The sequence below is a fragment of the Gemmata sp. genome, assembly GCF_051859125.1.
Classification (GTDB): domain Bacteria; phylum Planctomycetota; class Planctomycetia; order Gemmatales; family Gemmataceae; genus Gemmata.
Window position 1 is genome coordinate 1 of record NZ_JBHYGG010000013.1, and the last position, 26,246, is coordinate 26,246.

At 69.1% G+C, this 26,246-nt stretch carries 20 protein-coding genes; 9 read left to right on the plus strand and 11 right to left on the minus strand.

Features of this window, described 5'->3' with window-relative positions; translation table 11 throughout:
* Positions 1 to 89: 89 nt before the first annotated feature.
* Positions 90 to 4,394, minus strand: coding sequence for a hypothetical protein (locus tag ACTIGN_RS02285; RefSeq protein ID WP_439620920.1), 4,305 nt, complete (start codon positions 4,392 to 4,394; stop codon positions 90 to 92).
* Positions 4,395 to 4,656: 262 nt separating this feature from the next.
* Here ACTIGN_RS02285 and ACTIGN_RS02290 point away from each other — a divergent pair, with 262 nt between their 5' ends.
* The 3 genes from ACTIGN_RS02290 to ACTIGN_RS02300 all read left to right on the plus strand — a co-directional run bounded on the left by ACTIGN_RS02290 (position 4,657) and on the right by ACTIGN_RS02300 (position 9,507).
* Entirely contained in the window at positions 4,657 to 6,621 is a 1,965-nt protein-coding gene (locus ACTIGN_RS02290) for a serine/threonine-protein kinase (RefSeq protein ID WP_439620922.1), read from the plus strand.
* Between the two features lie 118 nt (positions 6,622 to 6,739).
* On the plus strand, positions 6,740 to 8,041 hold the full coding sequence (gene hemL, locus ACTIGN_RS02295; RefSeq protein ID WP_439620924.1) for a glutamate-1-semialdehyde 2,1-aminomutase: 1,302 nt from the start codon (positions 6,740 to 6,742) through the stop codon (positions 8,039 to 8,041).
* Positions 8,042 to 8,154: 113 nt separating this feature from the next.
* Positions 8,155 to 9,507, plus strand: a complete 1,353-nt coding sequence (locus ACTIGN_RS02300; RefSeq protein WP_439620926.1) for an outer membrane protein assembly factor BamB family protein — start codon at positions 8,155 to 8,157, stop codon at positions 9,505 to 9,507.
* A 108-nt stretch (positions 9,508 to 9,615) separates the two neighbouring features.
* Here the strand turns inward: ACTIGN_RS02300 and ACTIGN_RS02305 are convergent, their stop codons facing one another.
* The 5 genes from ACTIGN_RS02305 to ACTIGN_RS02325 form a co-directional block, all read right to left on the minus strand.
* The gene (locus ACTIGN_RS02305) at positions 9,616 to 10,419 is read right to left on the minus strand and encodes a 3'(2'),5'-bisphosphate nucleotidase CysQ family protein (protein WP_439620928.1); all 804 of its coding nucleotides are present in this window, start codon (positions 10,417 to 10,419) and stop codon (positions 9,616 to 9,618) included.
* A 105-nt stretch (positions 10,420 to 10,524) separates the two neighbouring features.
* A complete protein-coding gene (locus ACTIGN_RS02310) occupies positions 10,525 to 12,720 on the minus strand; it encodes an ABC transporter ATP-binding protein (RefSeq protein ID WP_439620930.1) in 2,196 nt (731 codons plus the stop codon).
* Between the two features lie 223 nt (positions 12,721 to 12,943).
* Entirely contained in the window at positions 12,944 to 14,227 is a 1,284-nt protein-coding gene (locus tag ACTIGN_RS02315) for an ABC transporter permease (protein ID WP_439620932.1), read from the minus strand.
* Positions 14,228 to 14,359: 132 nt separating this feature from the next.
* Positions 14,360 to 14,839, minus strand: coding sequence for an MOSC domain-containing protein (locus ACTIGN_RS02320; protein WP_439620934.1), 480 nt, complete (start codon positions 14,837 to 14,839; stop codon positions 14,360 to 14,362).
* Positions 14,840 to 14,869: 30 nt separating this feature from the next.
* Positions 14,870 to 15,364 (minus strand): SprT family zinc-dependent metalloprotease, encoded by a 495-nt coding sequence (locus ACTIGN_RS02325; RefSeq protein WP_439620936.1) that lies wholly within the window; start codon positions 15,362 to 15,364, stop codon positions 14,870 to 14,872.
* 239 nt (positions 15,365 to 15,603) lie between these two features.
* Between ACTIGN_RS02325 and ACTIGN_RS02330 the strand changes: the two genes are divergently transcribed.
* Entirely contained in the window at positions 15,604 to 16,020 is a 417-nt protein-coding gene (locus tag ACTIGN_RS02330) for a hypothetical protein (protein ID WP_439620938.1), read from the plus strand.
* A 52-nt stretch (positions 16,021 to 16,072) separates the two neighbouring features.
* Here the strand turns inward: ACTIGN_RS02330 and ACTIGN_RS02335 are convergent, their stop codons facing one another.
* Entirely contained in the window at positions 16,073 to 16,828 is a 756-nt protein-coding gene (locus tag ACTIGN_RS02335) for a glucose 1-dehydrogenase (RefSeq protein WP_439620940.1), read from the minus strand.
* A gap of 144 nt (positions 16,829 to 16,972) precedes the next feature.
* On the opposite strand from ACTIGN_RS02335, the gene fae reads away from it, so the two are divergent.
* Positions 16,973 to 17,527, plus strand: a complete 555-nt coding sequence (fae, locus tag ACTIGN_RS02340) for a formaldehyde-activating enzyme (protein WP_439620942.1) — start codon at positions 16,973 to 16,975, stop codon at positions 17,525 to 17,527.
* 6 nt (positions 17,528 to 17,533) lie between these two features.
* Here fae and ACTIGN_RS02345 read toward each other — a convergent pair whose 3' ends face one another.
* Positions 17,534 to 18,325: an SDR family NAD(P)-dependent oxidoreductase gene (locus ACTIGN_RS02345; protein WP_439620944.1), complete on the minus strand. Its 792-nt coding sequence runs from the start codon at positions 18,323 to 18,325 to the stop codon at positions 17,534 to 17,536.
* A gap of 69 nt (positions 18,326 to 18,394) precedes the next feature.
* Here ACTIGN_RS02345 and ACTIGN_RS02350 point away from each other — a divergent pair, with 69 nt between their 5' ends.
* Complete coding sequence (locus ACTIGN_RS02350; RefSeq protein WP_439620946.1) at positions 18,395 to 19,360, plus strand: SMP-30/gluconolactonase/LRE family protein; 966 nt, start codon at positions 18,395 to 18,397, stop codon at positions 19,358 to 19,360.
* A 176-nt stretch (positions 19,361 to 19,536) separates the two neighbouring features.
* Positions 19,537 to 20,550 (plus strand): DUF1559 domain-containing protein, encoded by a 1,014-nt coding sequence (locus tag ACTIGN_RS02355; RefSeq protein WP_439620948.1) that lies wholly within the window; start codon positions 19,537 to 19,539, stop codon positions 20,548 to 20,550.
* 81 nt (positions 20,551 to 20,631) lie between these two features.
* Here ACTIGN_RS02355 and ACTIGN_RS02360 read toward each other — a convergent pair whose 3' ends face one another.
* The gene (locus tag ACTIGN_RS02360; RefSeq protein ID WP_439620950.1) at positions 20,632 to 22,200 is read right to left on the minus strand and encodes a UxaA family hydrolase; all 1,569 of its coding nucleotides are present in this window, start codon (positions 22,198 to 22,200) and stop codon (positions 20,632 to 20,634) included.
* A 345-nt stretch (positions 22,201 to 22,545) separates the two neighbouring features.
* Between ACTIGN_RS02360 and ACTIGN_RS02365 the strand changes: the two genes are divergently transcribed.
* On the plus strand, positions 22,546 to 22,755 hold the full coding sequence (locus tag ACTIGN_RS02365; RefSeq protein ID WP_439620952.1) for a hypothetical protein: 210 nt from the start codon (positions 22,546 to 22,548) through the stop codon (positions 22,753 to 22,755).
* Between the two features lie 9 nt (positions 22,756 to 22,764).
* Here ACTIGN_RS02365 and cobA read toward each other — a convergent pair whose 3' ends face one another.
* Positions 22,765 to 24,315: a uroporphyrinogen-III C-methyltransferase gene (gene cobA / locus ACTIGN_RS02370; protein WP_439620954.1), complete on the minus strand. Its 1,551-nt coding sequence runs from the start codon at positions 24,313 to 24,315 to the stop codon at positions 22,765 to 22,767.
* Between the two features lie 112 nt (positions 24,316 to 24,427).
* Entirely contained in the window at positions 24,428 to 25,705 is a 1,278-nt protein-coding gene (gene tatC, locus ACTIGN_RS02375; RefSeq protein ID WP_439620956.1) for a twin-arginine translocase subunit TatC, read from the minus strand.
* A gap of 269 nt (positions 25,706 to 25,974) precedes the next feature.
* On the opposite strand from tatC, the gene ACTIGN_RS02380 reads away from it, so the two are divergent.
* Positions 25,975 to 26,196, plus strand: coding sequence for a hypothetical protein (locus ACTIGN_RS02380; protein WP_439620958.1), 222 nt, complete (start codon positions 25,975 to 25,977; stop codon positions 26,194 to 26,196).
* The last annotated feature ends 50 nt before the right edge of the window (positions 26,197 to 26,246 follow it).

The window sequence follows — 26,246 nt, forward strand, 5'->3', positions numbered from 1 at the left end:
GGGCGGCCCCTACAAACCAGGAGGTCTCGTAGGGGCCGCCCTCCGTGGCGGACCGCCGACCGCGCCGGACATCGACCGAGCAGCAGGGGTCACTTCTTCTGTTGTAGCTTCCGCAATTCCTCCGCAAAGCGCTTCTTGGCGTCCTCGAAGCCGGGCGGGGAGTACACCGCCCCGGTGCCGGTCGGGCCGGTGCCGAAGCCCGGCCCGAGCGTCTCGACCTTCCCGCCGGTGCCGAGCTTGATCGTCGGGTCGCCCGGCGGGGGTGCGGTGCGGGCCTCTTCGTCCTGCTTCGCGGTTTCCTTCTGCATCTGCTGGAGCCGCTCGGCCTGCGCCTTCAGAAACGCGTCGTACTGCTCCTGCGTCCACCCGAGCTTGTCCTGGAGGTCCTTGTTGTACCGGTTCTTCTCGAACTCCTCCAACTGGAGTTGAGCGGTCTTGAGCTTGTTCTTCGGGTCGGTCGGGTCTTCGGGCTTGGGCGGTTCCGCGCTGGCCCCACCGCCCGGGGTGAACTCGTCGGTCTTGTCGCCCTTGCCCTTGGGCGGGTTCTTGCGGGCCTGCTCCTCGATCTGCTTTTTGAGGTCGTCCTGGCCCTTCGGGTCCGCGGGGTCGCCCATCGGCTGCTGCTTGGCGAATTCCTTCTGAAGTTCCTCGCGAGCCTCCTTACCGATCTTCTTGTCGAACTCCTTCTCGGCCTCCGCGCGCTTCTTGTCGTCCTTCGAGTTCAAGTCACCGGCCTTCTTCGCGAGTTCGGCAATATCATCCTTGGTCAGTTCCTTGCCCTTGTCCTTGGCGTCGCCGCCCTTGCCGTCCTTGCCCTTGGGCTCACCGGTTGCGCCCTCCTTGGTCTTGGGTTCGCCGCCTTTGTTGGCCTGCTCCTGGGCCTGCTTCTTGGCATCATCGAGCTTCTTCTGTGCGGCCTCGCGCTTGGCGGGGTCGTCGGACTGGAGGTCTTTCGCGGTCTGCTCCAGCTCCTTGCGCTTGTCCTCGCCGATGGCCTTGTCGAGCTTGTCCTGGGCGTCCTTGCGCTTCTGCGGGTCGGCGCTGTTGAGGTCGCGGGCGGCCTGTTCCAGTTCCTTGAGTTGCTTCTCGTCGAGCTTCTTACCGCCGTCCTTGCCGCCCTTCTTCGCGGTCGGGTCGCCGTCCTTGCCGCCCTTCGGCTCGCCCTGCTTGGGCTGCGGCTTGTCGGTGCCCGGCTCGCCGCCCTTGTCCTCGCCGGCCTCGCCCATGTTGCCCATCGGCTTCTTCGGCTCGGGCTTGGTCTCGGACGCGGACGCGCCGCCGGTGCCCTTGGGACCCTTCGGGTCCGTGACGTCCTTCGGCTCGGGCTTGCCCTCGCTTGCTTCGGGCTGCTTCTCGTCAGCGCCGCCGTTCTTGGGCTCCGGCTTCTTCTCGCCGCTCGGAGGGGCCTGCTGCGGCTTGGCGTCGCCGGCTTCACTTTGGTCGCCGGGTTGCTTCTGACCGCCCTCGGGTTTCGCGCCGGGATTCTTGTCCTGGCCGCGGGCCGGTTCGACGTTCGGCTTGGTGTTGCCGGCCTGCTCGGCGGGGTTCGCCTTGTCCGGGCCGGCCTTGGGCTCGCCCGACTTCGGCTCACCGCCCTGCTTCTGATCGGTCGGCGGCTTCGCGGTGGAACCCGACTTCGGGTCTTTCCCTGGCGGGCCCTTCGGCTCGCCGCCCTTCGGCTCGCCGCCCTTGGGTTCCGTACCCTTGGGCTCGGCGGTGTTGTCGCCGGCCTTCGGTTCGGGCTTCTCCTCGCCGGGGTTGCCGCCGAGCGGTTCCTCGCGGCGCTCGGACGCATCGCCGCCCTTTTCGCCCTTGGTGCCGTCCTTCTTCGGCTCGGGCTTGCTCGCGCCGTTCTTGTCCGGTGGCGGGTCGAGTTTGCCCTCGGGCTTCGACTGCGACGCGCCACCCTGGTCGCCCTTTGGCCCCTGCGGGTTCGCCGGGTCGGGTTGCTTCGGCGCTTCCTTCGGAGGCGAACTCTGCTCGTTGCCGCCCATCGGCTGCTGCGGCTTCTGCTGGGCTGGGTCGGTGCGGTCCTGCGGTTGCTGGTTGGCCTCCGGGTTCGGCTTCGCGTCGCCGCCCTCGGCCTTGTTCTTGTCCAGCTCGTTCTTGACGCGCTCTGCTTCTTGCTCGCCCTTCTTCTGCTCGTCGGACTTGGGCATCGGCGCGGTTTCGGGCATCTTGGGCGTCTCGCCCATCCCGCCCATGCCGGTTTTGTCGCCCGTCTTCGGCGGCGTGTCGGTCTTGTTGTCCTGCGGCATCTTCGGGTCGGTCTGGCCCGAGTTGCCCCCCATCCCGTTTTCCATCTTGGGATCGGCGGGGTTCTTGGGATCGACCTTCGGGTCGGGCGGCGTCTTCGGGTCGTTCGCCGGGTTCGACGCGCCGGTGCCCTCCTTCTTCTCGGGCGGGTTCTTTTGGTCGCCGCCCTTGTCCATCGGGGACTTGTCGGGCGTGCCCATGCCGTTGGGATCACCGCCCTTCTTCATTGGGGTGTCCTGCTTGCCCTCATTCTTGGGCTGCTCGCCTCCCTTCGGCTCTCCGCTCTTCGGGTCACCGCCCTTGGGGTTCTCCCCGTCCTTGGCGTCGGAGTTCTTTTTCTGCTGGCCCTGGTCCTGCGGTTGCTGCGGGTCGCGGGGCTCGTTGTCGAGCTTCTGTTGCTGCTGCGCGTTGTGCTGCTTCTCCTCGTTCTGGCGCTGCTGCTTCTGGTTGTCGAGTTGCTGCTTGTCCTCGGGCTCGACCTTCGGAGCCGTGAGCGTGACGCGGCGGCCCTCGGACCGCCCGACCTGGCCGGTCTGCGGCTTGTCGCCCCAGCCCTCGACCGGCTTGGTCTCGGTGCAGTTGTCCAGCGCCTCGAGCCAGAATTCGACGACCATCCCTTCCTTCGGCTCAAACTTCTGGCCGTCGGCGTACTTCAACCTGGCGAGGTCGACCGAGCCCTTGTACGCGAGGTCGTTAGGCCACGTCGCGTCCTTCGGGCGGAAGAACGACTTGCCGCCCTCGTAGGGGACCGGGGCGAGGTCGCGGTCGCCGACCTTGAGGCGGAGCCGGACCTTGTCGATGCCGAAGTCGTCGCCGACGGTGCCGTCGACCGCGAGTTGCCCGTTCGCCGGCAGCGTGATCTCGGGTTCCTGGGGCTTCACGACCTCGACGCGCGGCGGGTTGTCGGAGTCGAGCGCGAGCGAGAACCGCGGGGCGTCGGCGTTGCGCTCGCCGGTCGTGGTCTGCATGAAGAGGCGGTAGTTCGCGGCCTCGGTGGCGGTGAAGCTGAAGGCGAGTGTGTCGGGCTTACCGGGGACCGGCTTGCCCACGACGCCCGGGAGGATGCCGCCGTCGAACTTGAGGAGCCCGTCCTTCACCTCGCGGTTGGTGCGGGCGTGCACGGTGACCTTCGTGCCGCGGTACGCCCGCAGGTTCGGGTCGGTGCCCTTGTCGGCCGGCTTGCGGGTGTACTTCGGGTACTCGTAGCTCACGTCGAAGTCGGTGAACAGCGGCAGCGACCGCACGGTGACGCGGTACTCGGGGGTCTCGGTGTCGCCGGCCGCGACCTTGTACCAGAACCCGTTCTGAACGAGGTACTCGGGCACCTTCAGTGCCCAGTCCCGGGTGGTGTCGCCCTCCTGGAGCGGGAGTTCCTCGTAGTTCGGGTCGGTCGGGTTGTGCCGGATGAGCAGGCGCACGCGGGCCGGGTCGGTCTTCGCCGGCACCTTGCCGCCGATGGTGACGGCCACGGTGATCGTCTGGCCCGTTGTGAGCGTCGGCTCGGCCGGCTCGGGTTTCAGGAGCGTGATCTGGGTGCGGGTGGCGATCGCCTTCGAGGAGAACGGCACGAACGCTCGCCCGACGAGTGAGGTGAACTGCGTCGGGCGGAAGACGAAGAACAGGACCGCGAGGGTGACGAGCAGCGCGACCAGGACGCCGCCGGCGATGATGAGGCTGCGGTGGTCGACGGCCCGGTTCACGTCGGCCCCGCCGACGGCCTTCGCCGCCTTCGCCGAGATCGCCGCCCGCACCGCCCCGTGGGCGGTGCCCCGCTCGGTCGCGTCCACGTACCCCATGACGACGTTCTTGGCGTCGTCGATCGTGTCCTCGACGCGGGCCGCGGCGTACAGCGGGTTGATGCGGCGCTTGAGCGGCCGCACCACCATGAGGTACGCGACCGCGGCGAACGCGGCCCCGAACCCGGCCAGCGACAGTTGCCGGACCCATTCCGGGAGGTTCAGCGACTTGTCGAGCGAGATCATGGCGGCCGCGTAGACGGCGACCAGCGACGCGAGGGTGAGCCCGCCGAGCACCAGGTCGTGGACGCGGATGCGGCTCGTGGCCTGCGCGATCTGCTCGTCCACCTGGGAGCTGAACTTCGAGGCGGGGTCGGACTTGTAGTCGAGGGCCGCGGCCATACCTGTCTCCGGAGCCGGGCGGGGGCGCTACGCTATCGTTCGCACACCGCCGACGGGCATTTTACACCAACCCGGGGGCCGTGTGGGACCGGAGTTGAGCCGGAACACGAACCGCCCCACAATTCCGACGTTCCAGTCACAGATTGGGTTTGCGGCTCGTTACAGATCTACACGATACCGCCACGCGAATCCGCCGGTCCGGGCGGCCGGTGCCGGTTACAATGACCGTGCGTGGTGCTCCTCTCCCAGGAGGGCGTTCGAGATGCTGGTCGGGCAGACCATCGGTGCCGGCGCGTACCGGTTCGAGGTGGACAAGGAACTCGGCAGCGGGGCGATGGGCTCGGTCTACCGGGCCCAGTTCCACCGCGACGGCACCGTCGTCACCGTCGCGCTGAAGGTCGTCCTCCTCGGGCTCGCGGGGAACGAGGGGGCGATGGCCCGGTTCGAGCGCGAGGCCACGATCCTCAAGCAGCTCAAGCACCCGCGGATCGTGCGGCTGTACGCCACCGGGACGTACAAGAAGACCCCGTTCATCGCGATGGAGTACATCGACGGCGAGCCGCTCGACCGGCTCCTCGGCCGCCGCGGCCGGCTCGGGTGGGAGGAGGTCGCCGAGTACATCAAGCAGCTCTGCGAGGCGCTCCAGTACGCGCACGAAAAGGGCATCATCCACCGCGACCTGAAGCCGTCGAACCTGATGGTCACGAGGGACGGGAACCTGAAGCTCACGGACTTTGGCATCGCCAAGGACGCCGATCTCACCGCCCTCACGGGTGCCAATAGCACCATCGGAACGGCCGCGTACATGTCGCCCGAGCAGTGCCGCGGCGAGAAGGACCTCACGAACAAGTCGGACCTGTACTCGCTCGGCATCGTCTTCTACGAGCTGCTGACCGGCCGCAAGCCGTTCCTGGCCGAGACGACGATCGACATGTTCCTGAAGCACGTCAACGACGAGCCGCCGCGGATCGGGAACCAGGTCGCCGACCTGCCGAGCAAGCTCGAAACGCTCATCCTCCAGTTGCTCGAAAAGAATCCCGACGACCGCCCGCGGGACGCCGCGTGGGTCGGGCGGCTGATCGGCGAGATCGAGGAGGACGTGTTCGCCCGCAAGAGCGCCGGGCTCGGGGCCGCGACCAGCCGCCGCGTCGACAAGCCGCGGAACTTCGACGGGTCGAAGCTCGACGACGAGGACCGCGAGGCGGCCCGCGCCCTCCGCGGCAAGAAGAAGAAGGCCAAGAAGAAGCCGGTGGTGCCGGTCCACCAGCAGCCGTGGTTCAGGATGGCCGGGATCGGCGTGGTGCTCCTCGGCATGGCGCTCGGGGCGTACCTGCTGCTCCGGCCGCCCTCGGCCGCGAAGCTCGCCGCCGCGCTCGACGGGGCCACCACGACCGAGGACAAGCTCGACGCGGCCACGAAGTACTTGGAGCGGTACGGCGACGCCCCGGGCGAGGCCACGGACCGCGCCGCGGCCGTGTTCCGCGAGGCCGCGACCCGCAAGCGCGAGGAGCAGCTCGCCAAGCGGTTCGCCAACAAGATGCAGAAGCCCGACGACGCCGACGACAGGGACGCTTACGAGGCCGCGTGGCAGGCGATGGAGGCCGAGCGGAACGGGCTGCTGGTGATGGCCGAGGAGTTCTGGAAGAAGGCCAGGGCCCGGTTCCCGGACGAGGCCAAGTTGTCGTTCGCGCTGAAGGACGACGCGCTCGCGAAGGCGCGGTGGGGGTGGGTCGCCGACAAGCGGATCGCGGACCTGAAGCGGGTCGCGTCGCTGAGCGCAGCCACGACCGAGAAGATCAAGAAGACCCGCCAGTTCGAGACCCCGTTCGGCACCGAGCAGACGAACCCGGAGGCGCTCGCGGTCCGCGGGTTCCGGCTCGAAGAACTCGGGGACACCGACAAGGCCGGCCGCGTCTGGGACCAGCTCGCCACGCTCACCGAGAAGGAGCCGGACAAGCGCGACTGGTACCTGCTCGCATGCCAACAGCGGGCCGCCGTGCCCCGCAGCGCCGACGGCGGCGCGAAGCAGCGGCTCGCGCTCGTCGAGAAGCAGGTCGAACTCGCGCAGCAGTACGCCGACGCCGCACGGGCCGAGGGCGGGCCGCGCCGCATCCAGGCCCGGAACCAGTGCCGCGAGATCATCGACCTGTACGACGACGAGGCCGACCCGACAATCAAGGGGTACGTGAAGCAGGCCCGCGAGATCGCGGCCACGGTCCCGAAGTGACTGACTTTCGAGCCACGGGGTTCGTCCCCGTGGTCTTGGCGGGTCCAGGACCACGGGGACGAACCCCGTGGCTCGAAAGACATCTGCTACTCCCCGCATCGAGGTTTTTGGAGCCCCCATGCCGACCCGTTCGCAGACCAAGAGCACGGCCGCGTTCGAGCGCGCCCGGAAGGTGACCCCCGGCGGCGTGAACAGCCCGGCCCGCGCGTTCGGCGCGGTCGGCGGCACCCCGCTGTTCGTCGCACGGGCCGACGGGCCGCACCTCTTCGACATCGACGGCCACCGCTACCTCGACTTCATCGGCTCGTGGGGACCGATGATCCTCGGGCACTGCCACCCGAGAGTGGTGGATGCTGTGATGGCCGCGGTCCGCAACGGGTCGAGCTACGGTGCGCCGTGCGAACCCGAAACCGAACTCGCGGAACTCGTTGTCGAGGCGATCCCGTCGGTCGAGATGGTGCGGTTCGTGTCGAGCGGCACCGAGGCGACGATGAGCGCCATCCGCCTCGCCCGCGGGTTCACTGGCCGCGACCTGATCGTCAAGTTCGCCGGGTGCTACCACGGGCACGTCGATTCGCTGCTCGTCTCGGCCGGCTCGAGCGCGCTCACGCACGGCGTCCCGAACAGCCCCGGCGTGCCCCGCGGTTGCACCGACGACACGCTCGTGCTGCGGTTCAACGACCCGGCCGCACTGAAGGAACTCTTCGCGGCGAAGGGCGACAAGATCGCCGGCGTGATCCTCGAACCGGTCGTCGGCAACATGGGGCTGGTGCCCCCGAGCGCCGAGTTCCGTACCGAACTCCGACGCCTGACCCAGAAACACGGCGCGCTGCTCATCTACGACGAGGTGATGACGGGCTTCCGCCTCGCGTACGGCGGCGCGCAGGAGTTGCTCGGCGACACGCCCGACATCACGGCGCTCGGCAAGATCATCGGCGGCGGCTACCCCGTGGGGGCCTACGGCGGCCGGGCCGACGTCATGAAGCAGATCATGCCCGCGGGGCCGGTGTTCCAGGCCGGCACGCTCTCCGGCAACCCGGTCGCGATGGCCGCGGGGATCGCGACGCTCAAGGAACTGAAGGCGAGCCCGCCGTACCAGCGGTTCGACGCGCTCGGCGCGCGGCTCGAAGCCGGGCTGCGTATGGCCGCGACCGACACGGGCGTGCCGCACCAGTTCAACCGCATCGGCAGCATGTGGACTCTGTTCTTCACCCCGACGCCGGTGACCGACTTCGACACCGCGAAGACCGCGGACACCAAGCGGTTCGGCCGGTTCTTCTGGGAGATGATGGACCGCGGCGTGTACCTGCCGTGCAGCCAGTTCGAGGCCGCGTTCCTCTGCGTGCCGATGACCGACGCGCACATCGACGAGACGATCGCCGCCGCCCGCGACGCGCTCAAGGCGATCGCCGCGGGGTGACACAGCCGGCGAGCGGGATTGAGTCCGTGCTCTCACGCGGGCCGCCCTCCGTGGCACCCCGCCCATCACGACGACTTTGACCGGGAACCAAGCCACTCGGACAGGGCACAACCATGACGAAGCGGTCGTTCGGTCTGATCCTCGGCGTCGTCGGCACCTTCGCGCTCGCGGCCGCCGCGTTCGTCGCGTACAGCAAGGGGTGGTTCGTTCCGGACAGCGAGAACGCCGGCGAGATCGCCACGCTCGCCGACAAGAAGATCGACCAGGCCCCGCCCGCGGCCGCCGCGACCGGGTGGTTCCAGTGGCGCGGCCCGACCCGCGACGGCCGCGCGCCCGCCGGGCCGCTCCGCACCGACTGGGACAAGACCCCGCCGAAGCAGCTCTGGCGGGCCGAGTGCGGCGGCGGGTACTCGTCCTGCACGGTCGTCGGGGGCCGGCTGTACACCCAGGACCGCCAGGGCGCGAGCGAGCGCGTCATCTGCCTGAACGCCGAGGACGGCAAGCCCGTCTGGGAGTTCATCTACCCGGCCGACTACGCGAAGGTCGATTACAACATCGGCCCGCGGGCGACCCCGACCGTGATCGGCGACCGGCTCTGGGCCACCGGCGGCGCCGGCGAACTGCTCTGCCTGCAACTGCCGAGGGCCGACGGCGAGAAGCCGCAGAAGGTCTGGTCGAAGAACCTACTGACCGAGTTCGGTGCCCCGCTCCCGCAGTGGGGCACCGCCTGCTCGCCGCTCGTCGTAGACGACCTCGTCGTCGTGCTCCCGGGCGGCTCGAAGGGCGCGGTCGCGGCGCTCGACAAGAACACGGGCGAGGTGAAGTGGACCGCCGGCTCGAACCCGCCGGGGTACAGCTCGGCCGTGTCCGCAACGGTCGCCGGGCGGCCGATGATCTTCGCGTTCCTGGGCGACGCGCTGCTCGCCGTGCGGCCCGACGGCACGGTGACCGACAGCTTCGCGTGGCCCACGAACTTCCAGGGGAACATCGCGACCCCGCTCGTCGTGGACGACTACGTGTTCGTCTCGTCGGCGTACCAGATGGGGTGCGCGCTCTTGCGGTGCGAGGCGAAGGGCGACGGCGTCAAGCTGGTGCCGGTGTACGCGCGGCGCGGCCGCGGGTTCAAGAACCACCACAGCTCCAGCGTGTACCGCGACCGCTACCTGTACGGGTTCGACGAGTCGCAGTTGAAGTGCGTCGCGTTCGAGACGGGCAAGCCGAAGGACGGGTGGGAGGCCGACGGCGTGGGGAAGGGGAGCTTGATCCTCGCCGACAAGCACCTCATCATCCAGACCGAGGGCGGCGACCTGTGCCTCGCGGAAGCGACGCCCGACGAGTTCCGGCTGGTCGCGAAGGTGCCGAAGGTGCTGAGCGGGAAGAACAACTGGGCGACGCCCACGCTCGTGGACGGCCGCCTCTACCTCCGCGACGAGACGCAGGTCCTGTGCTTCGACGTGCGGCCGTGACGGTCGGCAAGGTGGGCGTCTCTCCGTGAGTCGCCCGTTCTGATGCGGTTGCGTGGAACAAGTCACTCACGAAGTGAGTGCCATACCCTGTCGAGCCGGCCACTGGCCTCAGCCCCCGGCGAGCCGCTTGATGACCTCGGCGTGGGCGGGGCCGTTCGTGGCGAGGAGCCCCTTGCGCTGCGAGAAGTCGGCGGCCTGGTACACGATCGGCCGGCCCGCGAGGTCGGTCACGGTGCCGCCGGCCTCGACCACCAGGACGTGCCCGGCGCAGATGTCCCAGTCGTAGAAGTTCTCGTACGTGTTCGCGTACACGTCGGCGTCGCCGCGGGCCACCTGCGCGAGCTTCACCCCGCCCGAGTACGTCTCGATCACCCTGGCGGGCTTGATGGCCTCGGCCGCCTTCGACGGCTGGCCCGGCTTCGCCCAGCTCTGCGTCATGACGAGCGCCTCGGGGAGGCGCTTCGATACGCGGCACCGCGTCAGCGTCTCCTCGCCGACGGCGCAGTAGCACCCGTTGCCCCGCTGGGCGTAGGTGGTGCGGTCCTGGGCCGGCTCGGCGACCACGCCGACGACCGCCTCGCCGTCCACCAGCAGGCCGATCATCACCGAGAACTGCCCGACCTTCTTCGCGAACCCGCGGGTGCCGTCGATCGGGTCCACGACCCAGGTCCGCCGGCCGCTCTTGGGAACGCTCTCGAACCCGGCGACCGACTCCTCGGCGCACAGGGCGTCGTTCGGGTACGCTGCGTGGAGGATCTTGAGTATCAGGTCCTGCGACGCCTTGTCGACGTGCGTGCTAATGTCCACCGGGGCGTCGGGCACCGCGGCGAACGACTCGTACTCCGTGCGGATGAACTTGGACGCCTTGCCCGCCGCCTCGAGTGCGACGAGCAGTTCCTTGTCGAATGCCATGACGCTTCCCCTCGGTGCCCGCCGGAATCGGTGTGGGGTCAAGTGTACAAACTCGCCGGGCCGCCACGAAGGGCGGCCCGCGGCGGGGGCGCGATCGGCGGGCGGCTACTCGGCCCCCTCGTCCTCGGCCCCCTCGTCCTCGGCCCCCTCGTCTTCGACACCGGCGGGCACCTCGCTGGCGCTGTCGGCGACCATCTGGAGCCGGCGGTAGTGCTCGTTGGTCTCCCACAACTCGGCGTGCGTGCCCGACGCCACGAGCCGGGCCTCCTTGAGCAGGAACACGCGGTCGACGTTCTGGAGCGTCGAGAGCCGGTTCGCGAGGAAGATCAGCGTGCGGCCGGCGGCGGCCCGCTCCAGGGTGTCGTCGAGCAGTGCCAGGGTGTCCTCGTCCACCGACCCGGCCGGCTCCTCGATGATGAGGACGCTCGGGTCGCGGAGCAGGGCGCGGGCCAGGGACAGGCGGAACCGCTCGCCGACCTTGAGGACGTGCCCGTGGTCCCCGACCACGGTCTCGTACCCGTGGGGCAGCACCTCGATGAACGAGTGGGCGTGCGCCAGCTTCGCCGCCTCGATGATCTGCGGCATGGTGAACTGCTGGTCCCCGCACCCGATGTTGTTCACCACCGTGTCGGTGAAGATCCACGAGTTCTGCATGACGGCGACGACCTGCGCCCGGAGCGACTCGTGCGTCACCCAGCGGATGTTCTTGTCCTCGATGCGGATCTCGCCGGCGGTCGGGTCCACGTACCGCGGGAGCAGGTCGACGAGCGCCCGCTTCTCGTCCGGGTCGGTGCCGACGATGGCGACCCGCGACCCGGCCGGCACGGTGAAGGAGACGTTCTCCAGGAGCCGGCGGCCGCCCCCCGGCTCGTCCAGGCGGACCCCGCGGAACTCGACCTTGGTGGTCAGCGCCGGGAGGTGCTCGGCGTCCGGGGCCTCGGCCGACTCGCCCTTGCGGGTGAGGAACTCGCCGATCGCGGCGGCGGCCTCGCGGCCGCGGCGGAGCTTGAGCCGGTAGTCGAACCAGTCGGCGATCGGCGGCATCAGCGACGCGAGCGCCACCGCCATGACGACGAGGCCGGCCATCGAGAACTCCCCGGACAGCACCGAGCGGCCCCCGAGGTACAGCAGCGCGACCGCCCCGACGAGCGCGGCCGCCACGAGCAGCGGGCGGATCAGCGCCGTGCCCCGGAGCCGCCGCCACGTGGCCCGGCCAGACTCGGCCAGTTGCCGCTCGACGCGGTTCTGGTTGAACCGGTCCATGCGGTAGCACTTGACCATCCGCAGCAGGCCCAGGCTCTCCACCATCAGGGCCGTGGACGTCTCGGCCTGCCGCGCCCCGAGCCGCCCCTCCTTGCGGACGTGGGCCGCGTACTGCCCGCCCACCAGCCAGATGAGCGCGGCCATGAGCAGGAAGCTGACCGCGAGCCACAGGTTCGTCAGCAGGATGAACACGAGGAGCCCGGCGACCAGGATCGGGGCGCGGGCCTGCGACAGGAGCGAGGCGTTGACCGCGCTCCCGACGGTGTCGGCGTGGCGGGTGAACAGGTGCTGCGGCTCCTCGGTGCGGGCCAGGAGCGACCCGAGCCGGTACGTGTGCAGGAACACCGCCCGGCGGAGCCGGGTCACGATGTCGAGCGTGACCGCGGCCGCGACGTAGGCCAGGGCGTTGACCATGAGGCCGCGGAGGACGCTCACGGTGAAGGCCAGGACGAACAGCCCCGCGAGGTACTTCGGGTTCGCGTCCTGGGTGCCGCTCGGCCGCCACATCCACGGGTTCCACGACGCCAGGGCCCCGAGCACCCTTCCGGCCCAGGTGTTCCGCTCCCGCACGATCAGCCCGAGCGCCCCGAGCCGGGGCTCCTCGTCGGCCGCCGCGGTCCCCCGTTCGGGCAGGTACGCGTCGGCCGCCGCGGGGCCCACTCGCTCCTTGAGGGCGAGGTACGCGCCGGCCCGCCACCGCAGCTCCCACTCGGCGGCCGTTGGGGTCGGGGCGGTCGCGCTGCCGACCAGCACCTTCGCCTGGGCGTCCCACCCGGTGACGCGCTTCACCGCCTCGGCGCGGTCGGCCTCGGGCCGCCGGTCCCACTCCTCGGCGAATTCCCGCTGCCGCGCGTGCGTGAGCTGCGCGTAACTGGTGACGTACCCGCGGGTGACGAGCAGGTCGACGAACAGGTACAGGAGCACGAGCAGGAACAGGTAACTGAGGGCGACGCCGACGGAGCAGAAGATCGCGATGCCGCGCTCGGTGCGGGCCCTCAGGAAGTCCGCCTTGAGCTGGTTGAACGCAGAGGAGTCCACAACGACCTCGGGGGGGTGGCGGAAGGGAACTCGGGTATTGCCTGAGCGTAGCAGACCCACCCGCACTCACAATAGTGGAAAAGCCCGAACGAAGAAACGAAGGGACCGGAACGGTCGGCACAACACGCCCGACCGGACCGGTGAGTGACGCGGGCGGGCGTCGACCCCGGGGTCGTCGCCCGCCCGTGCGGATTTCGGTAGGTGCCGCCGGACCCGAGCGGCCTCACGCGAGGTCGCGGTCCTCAAACAGGAGCAGGCCGACGAGGAGCGCGATCGCCGTGTAGATGAGTGAGTACCCGAGGACCGTCACGACGTACGTTCCAAACATCCACAGGTCGAGCGGGGTCTCCCGGATGATCGCCGGCCCCATGTTGAAGAACTCCAGCGCCGGCAGGAGCACGTCGAACAGCTTCCCGATGAACCCGACCAGCCCGACCCCCACGCCGCCGGCCGCGCCCGCCGACTCGGTCACCCGCACCAGTACGGGCGCGAGGTGCCCCAGGAAGTAGATGAGCAGGCACAAGACGATGTTCACCACGAACGAGATCCGGGTCGCCAGGGCGGAGGCGATCGCCACCAGGATCATGACCTGCCCGAACCCGAGGAGGATACCGAACGAGTGCGCGAGCGTGTCGGAGAACCACAGGCCGCACCCGCGGGCCAGCGCCTTGCCGGGGGCACTCGGGACGGGCCTCTCGAACACCGGCACGACGGTCTTCTGGGCCTGGAACGTGAGCGGGTCCACGACCTTTTCGACCTGACCGGCGGTCGGGTCCACCGGGTCCGGGGCGTTGTTGATCGGGTCGAACTCGCGCATCGCCCGGAGCGCGAAGTTCAGGGTCCACCCGAGGACCAGCGACATCACGAGGCACGCGAGGAGGATGCCCAGGTACTTCCCGAGGAGGAACTGCCGGCGGTTGATCGGCTTGCTCATCAGGGTGACGGCGGTGCGGCCCTCGATCTCCTCGCTGATCGACATGCTCGCGGCCAGCACCCCGAACAGCACGGCCGAGAGCATGACCGCGTCGAACCCGATCTGCTTCATCATCTTGTAGTCGTCGCCGAACGTGAAGTACGGGATGCACACCGACAGCCAGATGAGCACCTTGGCGCTGACGACGATGAGCCAGAACATCGGCTGCCGGCACGCCTCGCGGTATGCGGCCTGCGCCACGGCCCCGGCCTTGGGGAACAGCATGACGGCGAGGTGCGGGAGCAGCAGGAACAGGTCCACCAGGAGCTGGAGGTGGAGGGCCGCGCCGTACACGTACCGGCCGAACCACGCGAGGTTCGTCGGGTCCGACTTGTACCCCATGAACGCGGCGATCCCGGCCCCAGCCGCGAGCAGCCCGGCCCCGACGTAGGCCATCCCCAGCCCGCTGGCGGCCGTGTGCTTGAACCCCTTGGGGTCGATGGCATACAGCCACGGGAGCGCGGCGACGAACTGGACGATCGCGAGCAGCAGCCCGGCGAGGAGCATCGGCGGGTCGTACACCCAGGAGAACATGCTGTGTGGCCCGGTAGGGTGCGGGTCGAGCGGGTCGATACCCGCCGGTACGCTCGCGGCCGGTCGGCGGTTCGCGCGTCCGTGGAAGGTGTACGGCGGCCGCCGGGAGGCGACCAGGGACGGGCGACCGGTTCAGCCCTGTGAGGGGAGGAGTTCGACGCGGTCCCCGACCGCGACCGCGCCGCCGGTCACCACGCGGGCGAGGACGCCCAGCCGGCCGGCGACCGCCGCTTTCGGTTTCCCCTGGATCATCGCGAACCGGTCGCACCCGGTCCGCGGCAGCGTGACCTCGACGACCGCCGCCCCGAGGCGGAACCGGCCGCCCACGGGGAGTGCCATCAGGTCGACGCCCGACACGACGATCTGCTCGCCCAACTCGCCGGGGCCGGTCCTGAAGCCCTCGGCGCGCAGCTCGGCGAGCGTCTCGGCCGACATGATGTTGAGCTGGCGCTTCCCCGTCCCGCCCCGCAGGTCGCCGACGATCCCCTTGAACTCGGCGAGTTCGACCCGCTCGATGGGAACGCGCGTGTAGTTCCCCTGCGGGCGGCGCGGGGTTGTTCCCCGCGGCGTGTAGACGATGCTGACGACGTGCGGGGTTGGCTCGTGGCTCATCCGGGTTCCTGCGACGGGGGCCGCGCCGCCTCAGAGGGGGCCGACGTCCCGCCATTGTAGCTTCCCCCGCTGCGGCCCGCACGCCCGGCAGAACCACCCGTCGACCCGCGCCGGGCGGCGGTGCCGGCTGTACTCGGCCACGCACCCGAGGCACGCGGCCCGCCACCGGCCCTTCGGCGCCTCCACGTCTTCGGCGCAGCACGCCTCGGGCCGCGCGCCGATCTCGCGGCACTTGGCCCGCCACACCGCGTCGTGCCCGTGCCCGGGGCCGACCAGGGCGTGCGCCACCTCGTGCAGGATCGTGTCGCGGACGAACTCGTCCCCGTTCCGCTCGGCGAAGTGGACTGAGAGCTCGATGCGGCCGGGTTCGCCGCGGTGCGGGTAGAAGCACACCCCGGCCCGGCGGAGATTGGAGTTGAAGCCGAAGTCCCAGGCGGGCAGGCCGTACGAGTCGAGGGTGGTGCGGGCGAGGGCGCGGATCACCGCCGCCCGCTCGCTGAACCGGAAGGGAACGTCGGAGGCCACGGGAAGCCCCGGGGAATCGTTTGGAACCGCTCGCGGCGCGCCTCGCGGAACCGCCTTGAGCGGGGTATACGAACCGCCCCCGGTCCCCACAAGGCGAGTCCGGCGCACCGCCCGCGGTGCCCGAACAACACGGCCAACTATACCGCCCCCGGTGCATAATTCGGACGATTCTTTACTGGCCACAACTACAGCACGATGTAATGTAGAAGCGACGTTGTATTCAACACATCGAGGGGCACATGGCAAAGGCCAAGGCGGATACGAAGGCGGACGCGAACCACGACGGGAAGAGTAACCCGGCGATCATCCTGGATATCGTGGAAAAGATCGGCCGCGACACGGTCAGTGACGACGCCGTCCGCGACGCGCTGAAGCGGGATTACAAGGGGATCGAACTCTCCCCGTCGACGCTCAAACAATACGTCTACGCCGCGCGCAAGAAGCTCGGCTGGGTGAAGGCCCGCGGCGGTGCGGCGGTCGCCTCGCGGAACGGGGACGTGCCGACGCTGGCCGACCTCATGAACGCCCGCAAGCTGGCCGAAGACGTGGGGATGTCGCCCGAGAAGCTCCTGGAGCTGGTTCACACGCTGACCAACTTCGGCGACGTTGAAACCTTGACCGCGTGCCTCGAAGCGCTCGTCGAACTCAGCGACTGACCCGGTTGCCGACGGGTGCCCCACAGCGCACCCGTCGCGTATCGAGTCGGGTTCACAACCGGATGCCGCCGGAGGCGTCGAGCCACGCCCCGGTGATCCACCGGGCGTCGTTCGACGCGAGGAGCGCCGCGGCGTCGGCAATGTCGTCGACCTCGCCGATCCGCCGCAGCGCCGTCGCCGCGATCTCCTGCTGCTCCTCTTCCTTGGTCTTCCCGCTCTTCTCGCTGTTCATGTCGGTCCGCGTCGAGCCCGGCGCGAGGACGTTCACGCGGATCCCCTTCGGTCCCAGCTCCGTGGCCAGCACCCGCGTCATGACGTCGATCGCGCCCTTGGTCGCCGTGTACACCACCGCCCCGGGGTACGCCATGCGGCTGATCGCGCTGCCGACGTTGATGATGCTCCCGCCACCCGTCATCAGTTCGGCCGCGTGCTTCACGCACAGCAGGTAGCCGCGGACGTTCACGTTGAAGTGCGCGTCGATCGAATCGGCGGTCACGTCGGGCAGGAGCGTGCGCTGCATGACGGCGGCGTTGTTGACGAGGACGTCGAGCCGGCCGAACGCCTTCGTGACGGCGGCGAACATCGGGGGGATGGTGGCCGGGTCGCCGACGTCGGCCTTGATCGCGATGGCGCTGCCGCCGGCCGCGGTGATCGCGGCGACGACCTCGTTGGCCTCCTTCTCACTGCGCGCGTAGTTGACGGCGACCTTGGCCCCGTCGCGGGCGAACCGGGCGGCGATGGCCGCCCCGATCCCGCGCGACGCCCCGGTGATGAGGGCGACCTTTCCGGCCAGTGGCTTGTCCGACATTGGGAGTCTCCTCGGAGTGGTGGTGCGAACGACCCGCCGAGTCAAGCTATGGGTGCCCGGCCCGGTTCGGCACCCTTCCGGGCGGAAACGCGCCGCTGACTTCGTATCCCAGTCTCCTGGACCCACCCCACAAGGAGCAGCGCAATGGCCGAGCGGATCGTGATGCGGACGGGCGAGGCGCTCGTCGAGGGCGACAAGGACTACCTGTGCGCCGAGCCCGAAGTGGTGATCGGCGAACTCGACGGGCCGGTCGGGACGGCCCTCGCCACGCTCGTCGGCGATCAGGTGAAGGGCCACACCCGAGTGTTCGCGATCCTCAACAGCGACGTACAGGTGAAGCCGGCGACGCTGATGGTCTCGAAGGTGACCGTCAAGGACGCCCGCTACACGTCGATCCTGATGGGAACGGTCCAGGCCGGCATCGCGCACGGTGTGCTCGACGCGGTGCGGGCCGGCGACATCCCGAAGGAGAAGGCCAACGACCTGGGCATCATCTACTCGGTGTGGCTCGACCCGAGCATCCTCAGCGTGCCCGAGGGGGAGGTCGACCACGCCGGCCTGTTCCGGGTGAACCGCGAGGCCACGCTCAAGGTGATCAAGAAGGCGATGCGGAACGAGCCGACGATCGACTGGCTCCTGGAGAACCAGGACACCGTGACCCACTACTTCCACCAACTCGGCCTGGACGGAAAGATCTGACGGCGCTCAGTGCCGCTCGGCGTCGGTGACGGGGCGCACGGCCATTTGCTGGGCGTCGAGGCCGCCGTCCACGGTGAACACGCTCCCGGTCGAGTACGACGCCCGGTCCGACGCCAGGAAGACGTACCACCACGCGACGTCCTCGACGGTGGCGATGCGGCGGACCGGGATCTGCGCGATCACCGCTTCGCGCTCGGCCGGGCTGGACTTCAGGCCGAAGTCGGTGAGCGGCGTCTCGACCAGCCCCGGCGCGACCGCGGCCGTGGTGAAGCCGTGCGGGGCGAGTTCGACCGCGAGTTGCCGCGTGAGCGCGTTCACCGCCCCCTTGCTCGCGTCGTAGAGGGTGTGCAGCGGCTCGGACCGGGTCCCGTTGAGCGACGTGCTGAACAGGATGCGGCCGCCGCGCTTCGCGGCCGCGGCCCGCCGCACCACCTCCCGCGCGACCGCGACCGGCACCCACACGTTGAGCCGGAACACGAAATCGAAGTGGTCGCGGGTGATCTGGTCGAGCGGCGGCTCCTTGTAGGTGCCGAGGTTGTTCACGAGCACGTCGATGCCGCCGAACGCGGCCCACGCCTCGGCGACGAGCCGCTCGGGCTCGCCGTCCTTGAGCAGGTCGGCCTGCACATACCGGGTGTGCTGGTAGTCGCTGAGGAGCCGTTGAACGTCCGGGCACTTCGCGAGCGGCTTCTCGCTGGTGACGACGACCTTCGCGCCGCTGGCCGCGAACGCCTGCGCGACGCCGAGGCCGATCCCCTGGCTGCTCCCCGTCACGAGCGCCGACTTCCCCGGCAGCATGACCGATTCCCCGACTGGTGAACGCTCCGTATTCGGGATACGTTACGGACACCACCGCGAGGGACCACGATGCGATCCACCGAAGCCCAGAAGTACATCACGCCCGGGACGGAAGAACCGAAGTTCCTGCCGGAAGGCCCGCGGATGATGTCGGTTTCGGGGCACTCGGTACTCGTATGGGTCAACATCCAGACCGCGGCCCTCGCGACCACAGGCAATCTCCACGCACACCATACTGAAGAGCTGCTGGACGACTTTTCGATGCCGTGCCCAGGGCGGCCGGGGTTTAGCCTTCCAGTTCTCAACGGTGATAAGGCGCTTGTGGGGGTCGAGAAGCAACTCCGCGTCTGCGATCTTGCCACGGCCGAGTGGTCCGATTCGCTCGCCACGATCCCCGACAACAACCCGCGGACCATTATCAACGACGGCGAGGTCGTGCCCGGCGGGAGGGCGGTCGTGTTCGGCACCAAGGACACGCACTTCAAGGAGCCGATCGCGCACCTGTACCTGTGGACGGCCGACGACAACCGGGTGTCGGTCCTCGCCGACAAGCAGCTCTGCTCGAACGGGAAGGTGTTCCGCACCGACGACCGCGGGCTGATCCTCTACGACATCGACACGCCAACCAAGAAGGTCGTGCGGTACCGGCTCGACGTCGCTTCCCGCACCGCCACGCCCGACGGTGTCGCCATCGACCTCGCCGAACAGGTCGGCTTCCCGGACGGTATGTGCGACTGCGGCGACGGCACCGTCATCATCGCGTTCTACAACCCGGACTACGCCGACGCCGGGAAGGCGATCAGGTTCGATCTCGCGACAGGCAAGGCCGTTGAAGAGTGGACGACACCCGGCTCGCCGCGGGTGACGTGCCCGCTACTCGTTCAGCGGCCGGACGGCGTAAAGCTGATTCTGACCACCGCGACCGAGGGGATGCCGGCCGAGGTGCGGGCGCGGTGCCCGAACGCCGGTTGCCTGTTCATCGCCGACACGCACCTCGACGCGTGCCCCGAACCGGAACTCGTGCGGATACCATAAATTCGCTGGTCGAGTGTGTCGAATGCGTTCAGAACCGGCGATAATTCCGGGTGGCGAAATCCGTCGAGTAAGTTATGCTGTGAACGAGCGCGCGGTGTCGTTCTCCCCAATCAGGTCTCATAACCGCCACTCCGCGTGTCCGCTGATTCATTCCTCCAGGTCCGGAAGGCTCACCCATGCGGCCCCTCGCTTCCCGACAGCGCGGCTTCACACTGATCGAATTGCTGGTCGTCATCGCCATCATCGCGATTCTGATTGGCCTCCTTCTGCCGGCCGTGCAGAAGGTCCGCGAGGCCGCCGCCCGGACCAAGTGTACCAACAACATCAAGCAGATCGCACTCGCGTGCCACGCCTACGCCGACGCGACCGGCGGCATCCCGGCGGCGTGCATCATGAACAGCTACACGGAGTACCCGTACACCAACGAGATCGGGCCGAACTGGGCGATCCTGATCCTCCCGTACATCGAGCAGGGGAACCTGTTCAACCAGTACGCGACGAGTATCAACTTGCACATGGCGGGGGTGACCACCGACGCCGGCTGGAAGACGATCCGCGGCACATCGGTCTCGACCTACCTGTGCCCGACCGACCCGTACAACCAGTCGGATTACACCGCGGGTGCGAACGGGAGCCTCGCGAATGTGAGCAACTGGAAGCGCGGCAACTACGGCGCGAACGTCGGGCCTTTCCATACGCTCAGCGGCCACCAAAATCAGGCCGCACCTGTCGGGGACTGGGGCTTCGTGGGCCGCGGGCCGTTCACGATGGTCGTCGGGAACTACCGCCGCATCGGGCTCGGCATTCAGGGCATCCCTGACGGTAGCTCGAACACAATCCTCATTAACGAACTCCGCGCGGCGATGGTCCCGACCGACGCTCGCGGGGTGTGGGCGTTCGGCCTCGCCGCGTCGAGCCTGACGGTGGGCAACGCGATGGGCGACTGCACCACTCCCAACGACAAGAACCCGCGTTCGGACGACATGAAGGACGCGGTCGAGGACGGGGCCAACAGCCTTGGGTCTTGCAGCGACTGCAGTAACAATCAGGGACAGGCCCGCAGCCTGCACACCGGCGGCGTGAACGCGGCGATGGCCGACGGCAGCGTCCGGTTCGTCCGCAACGACATCACTCGACAGGCGTGGTGGATCATCCAGGGGTCGCACGACGGCCAGGTGAACATCGACTGACCGCGGAATTGTCCTGAAGCGTGAGGCCCGGGGGTGCCACCCCGGGCCTCGACCGTTGAGATCTCTCGTCGAGTTCCGCGATTACAGGGTCGGGCCGATCGACCACGGGGCGAACTCCTCCTCGCCCACGCCGTTGATCTCGCTCTTGGTCCGCTCGCCGCTCGCGGTCGCCAGGATCTTCTCGAAGATCTCCTTGCCCACCTCGGCCACCGTCGCGCCCTCCAGCACTCGGCCGGCGTTGATGTCCATGTCGCCGATCATGTGGTTGTACAGCGGCGAGTTCGTCGCCACCTTGATGCTCGGGGCCGGCTTGCACCCGAACACGCTCCCGCGGCCGGTGGTGAACACGCACACGTTCGCGCCGCCGGCCACGATGCCGGTCATGCTCACCGGGTCGTACCCCGGCGTGTCCATGACGACGAACCCCTTCGCGGTCACCGGCTCGGCGTACTGGTACACGTCCACCATCGCCGTGCTGCCGGCCTTCGCGATCGCGCCCAGCGACTTCTCGTAGATCGTCGTCAGCCCGCCCTCCTTGTTCCCGGGTGACGGGTTGTTATTGATCTCCGCCCCGAACATGCTCGTGTACTTCTCCCACCACTTGATGCGGGCCACGAGCTTCTCGCCGACCTCCTGCGACACGGCCCGGCGGGTCAGGATGTGCTCGGCCCCGTAAATCTCCGGCGTCTCGCCGAGGATGCTCGTCCCGCCCTGCTGGACGATGAGGTCGCTCGCCACGCCGAGCGCCGGGTTCGCGGTCACGCCGCTGTTCCCGTCCGACCCGCCGCAGTTCGTGCCGAGGATGATGTGCTTCGCCGAGATCGACGTGCGCTTCACGTCGTTCACCCGCGGCAGCATCTCGGCGACGGCCTTGACGCCGGCCTCGACGGTCTTGCCGATCCCGCCGCACTCCTGGATCGAGAGCGACACCGGGGCCGACTTCGCGCCGCTCAGTTGCACGAGGTCCAGGTGCTCGTTGTCGATGAGGTGCGAGGCCTGCACGATTTCGCAGCCGAGGCCAACGAGCAGGTACGCCCCGACGTTGGGGTGTCGGGCAAACCCGGCGAGGGTGCGGTCGAGTTGCTGGTGGTCCGGGCCGTCGTACTGCATCCCGCAGCCCTGGCGGTGGACGATGGCGACGATCCCGTCCACGTTCGGGAACTTGTCGAGGATGCCGGCCGCCCGCACCCGCTCGGCGATGTACTTGCTGGTGCTCGCGGAGCAGTTCACCGTGCTGATGATGGCGAGGTAGTTGCGGGTGCCGTAGCGGAGGTGGTCCGGCTTGCCGGCCCCGCGGTCGTAGCCCATGAACGAGCGGTGCTCGGCCGGCGGCGGCATCGGGGCGGGCACCTGGCTCGCGTAGGCGTAGTCCCGCTCGAACGCGCCGAGCTTCACGTTGTGGACGTGGATGTGCTCGCCCGGGTTCACGTCGCGGGCCGCGAACCCGATCACCTGCCCGTACTTCAAAATCGGCTCGCCGGCCGCGATCGACCGCACCGCGACCTTGTGGCCCATGCGGATCGCGGCCGGGACGTGGAGGGTGCCGCCGTCGAAGGAGATGTCGGCCCCAGTCGGGATGGGCTTGCGGCAGACGGCGATGTTGTCCTGCGGGCGGAGGTGAACGGCGTACTCGGAGAGTGGGGTAGCCACGTGCGATTCCTCGGTGACGGCGGGTATCCAGTCAGGGTAGTGAACGGCGGGGGGCGTTGTAAACGGCGGGACCGCGGGAACGGTGCGGAAACCCAGACGGGGCAGCCCCGCCGGGGGACGGGCGGCACGGGTTGTAGGGTTCGCTCGGGTGCGGGGCGGGGGTGTTCCGGGCGGGCGGCTAAAGTCCGCTGTTGCGTGGGTGATACGGCGTTGTAGAATTGCCCAACACTTGACGCCTGCCCGTGTCCGTAACCGGCGGCTCACCCTATCCTGACGGCCAACACGTTACGGGCCAGGGGGCCGGTGCATGTCCGCTTGTGCCGCGAGGCTGTGAAAGGTCGGGCGATGGACAAAGCTCTCTGTTACGGGTCGCTCGCCGTCGCGATCCTGATGATGATCCTGTTCCTCCTCGACCTCATCATCGGGGTGCCGTTCGCGCCCAAGGTCGTCGACGCGAAGGACGGGAACCCGTTCGCGTTCGTGGACGTACTCGGGTTCCTGGCGTCGGCGATCGTCGCGTACCTCGCGTTCAACGCCTCGAAGGACCTGAAGTGACCCGGCCGCTCAGTGGGCCGGCTCGGCCCGCGCCAGCCGCACGACCGCGTCGATCAGCCCGTCTTCCGTGAACACGTCTGCTTCGGCTGCAACGGGATACCCCAAGTCGCGGATTGCCTTACCCGTTTCCGGGCTGATCGCGACCAGGTGGACCTCTCCGCGGGCGACCCGCCCGCGGATCGTCTCGTCGAACGCGCCCAGCACCCCGCGGGCGATGTTGGAACTCGGCAGCGTGACGTACCGGATCTCGCCGCGCCGCAGCGCGTCGAGGACCGCGCCCTCGGGCGCGACCGCGTCCACCTGGTCGTACACGGTGACCTGTTCCACCGCGGCCGCGACCCGCGCCAGTTCCTGCCGGAGCAGGTCGCGGCCGCGGTTCGCCCGCGCCAGCAGCACCCGCTGCCCGGTGACGTGCGGCCCGAGCGCGACCGCGAGCCCCTCGGACGAGAACGTGGCTTCGGGGACCACGTCGGCCCGCACCCGGTACTCCCGCAGCGCGGCCGCGGTCTTCGGGCCGATGGTCGCGATCCTCACCCGGCCGAGCACCCGCAGGTCGAGCCCGAGCGCGTCGACGCGGCGGAGCAGGGCGTGGACCCCGTTGGCGCTCGTGAACACGAGCCAGTCCCACTCGCCCCGCTGGAGCTGCGCGACCGCGGCGTCGGTCCCGCCGAGGTCGGCCGGCTCGCAGATGTCCACGGCGCTGAGCCGCGACACGACCGCCCCGAGGTGCTCGAGCTTCCGCACCATCCCGAGCGCCTGGTGCCGCGGCCGGGTGACGAGGACGCGGCGGCCGAACAGCGGCCGCGACTCGTACCACGGGGTCGCGGAGCGGCGGGCGATTGCGTCGCCGATGAGGATGAGCCCGGGGGCCTCCAGGCCGCCGTGACGGCGGGCGTCCTCGATCTTGTCGAGGGCCGCGTACACCGACCGCTGCTCGCCCGACGACACCCGTTCGACGACCGCGGCCGGGGTCTTCGGGTCCTTCCCGTGCTTCAGCAGCTCCGAGACGATGATCGGCAGCCGGGCGATCCCCATGTAGATCGCGAGCGTGCCGGGGAACGCGGAGAGGGCCTTCCAGTCGATGCGGCTGCCGGGCTTGTTCGGCAGCTCGTGCCCGGTGACGAACGCGATGGCGCTGGCGTGGTCGCGGTGCGTCAGCGGGATCTCCAGGTACGCGCCGGCGGCGACCGCGGCCGTGACCCCGGGCACGATCTCGTAGGCGATCCCGGCGGTCCGCAGCGCCTCGGCCTCCTCGCCCCCGCGGCCGAAGATGAGCGGGTCGCCGCCCTTGAGCCGCACCACGGTTTTCCCGGCGCGGGCCGTCTCGATCAGGAGCGAGTGGATGTGCGGGTACTTGTCCGGGTGCTGGCCCGGCAGCTCGCGGACGCACATCTTGTGGGCGGTCGGCGCCGCGAACTCCAGCAGCCGCTCGGGGACCAGTTGGTCGTAGAGCACCAGGTCGGCGCGGGCCAGCACCTCGGCGGCGCGGAGCGTCAGCAGCCCGGGGCTCCCCGGCCCCGCGCCCACCAAGAACACCAGCGGTTGCGACGGGTCAGTCATTTGACCTCGGGAACCCTGTACCTGCGGAATGGGGACCGCGGCAACCGCCGCCCTCGACGACTCGTCCTCGGTTCCGCGCTCCCCGTTCAGCGTTCCGCACTTCGGGGTGCCGTCAGACGGCGACTTCCTCGGCCTCGGCCTCTTCGAGGGCCTCGTGCGCCGCCGGGAAGTAGTGGCACACCGCGATCCCGAGCAGGTACAGGCCGAACATCGGCACGAACATGTACAGCATCGTGATGACGTCCGGGGTCGGGGTGATGAGCGCCGCGAACACGGCCATCACCATGAACGCCTGCCGCCACTTCGAGAGGTAGTCCGCGGCGGTGAAGACGCCGATGCGGTTGAGGAACACCATGAGCAGCGGCGTCTGGAACGAGACGCCGAACACGAGGGGCAGGACGAGGGCTAACCCGAGCCACTCGCGGAGGCGGATCTCCGGGTCCAGCCCGAGCCACTCGTTGAACCCGAGCAGTGCCTTGACGGCCCCAGGGAGGACGATGAACTGGCACAGCACCACGCCCGCGAGGAACAGCACCAGGCTCGGCGCGAACATGCTGTAGATGTGCTGCCGCTCGTGCGGGTACAGCCCGGCCCCGACGAACGCCCAGAACTGGTACAGCAGGAACGGGCTCGCGAGCACGATGCTGCACAGGATCGACACCTTGAAGTACACGACGAACCCCTCCTGCACGCTCAGCGTGCTGAGGTACTGCCGGTTCTCCAGGAGTCCCTCGCCCATGTTCGTCAGGTGGGTGAACCGGGCCGGGACGACCAGGGCCTCGATCTCGACCTCCTTCGCCTTGACCTGCCCGGCCGGGAGCCCGAGTGCCTCCGCGAGCGGGGCCGTCGGGAGGACGATGGGCATCTTCACGGGCGTCAGGCGGAGGATCGTGATCTCCTCGGGGGAGAGGGCCGTGAGGCTGTTGTTGTTCGCTTCCAGCTTCCGCTGGATCGCCTGCGGCGTTTTCACGTAGATCGCCAACTCGTCCGGGGTCAGGTCGTCGGGCTTGCCCCCCGCCATCTCCACCTTCTCCAGTATGCGCAGGGTCTCCCGCTTCTGCTCCGACGTGGCCGTCGCGGCCGCCCCGAGTTTCTCCCTCGCAACTTTTTCGATTCGACGGTAGTAGAAGTCGCGGACCTGCGACTCGACGGGCTCGGTGATGACCTTGAGCATCGGCTTTCCGACGCCGATCCGCGGGTTCTTCATCGCGTCGCCGACGCCGTCGAGGACGAACCCGATGACCAGGAAGAAGCACAGCCACTTGATCGCGTTGAACATCCGCACGCGGAGTTCTTCGATGTGCTCGCCGAACGACATCCTCGTGTCTTTGAAGATGTCGTCCGGATACTCGCCGTACTTGTTTTTCGTGGGTCGACTGGTCGCGGCCATGTGGACGGACCCCGCGGTAGGGTGTTACCCAACCCCGGAGCGGAGGTGCCCGAACGGTTGGCGAAGTACGAGGTAGGTGCGGAAGGTCGGTGTCATCTTAGGGAACCGGCCGCCCCCGCTCAAGGCGGGGTTGCGGGGGCGAATTGTGCCGGATACGCCGCCGGGCCGCACCCGCGGCCGGCCCGCCGCGTGCGGATTCCCCGCAACGCGCGGCGAGAGCAGCGAATAATGACCCCGGACGGGTTCCGGCCGATGCGAAGGAGTCTCCCATGCGCCGGGTGCTGATCGTCGGACTGCTGCTGATGTCGTGCGCCGCGTGTACGCGGTTCGCCGGCCCGCTCGCGGTGCGGCAGATGGACCGGGCCGACGCCCCCGGGTACACGATCGAGGAGCAGCAGAAGCGCGGCCGCGCGCGGCTCGCGATCACCGAGGACGATTGGGCCGTCGGCCCGAACGCCTACATCGACCGCCCCAGCCCCATCGGGCGGTGACGCGGTTGAGCCACCGGGCTTGCCCCCGTGGGGGGCAAACCGCAGAAGAC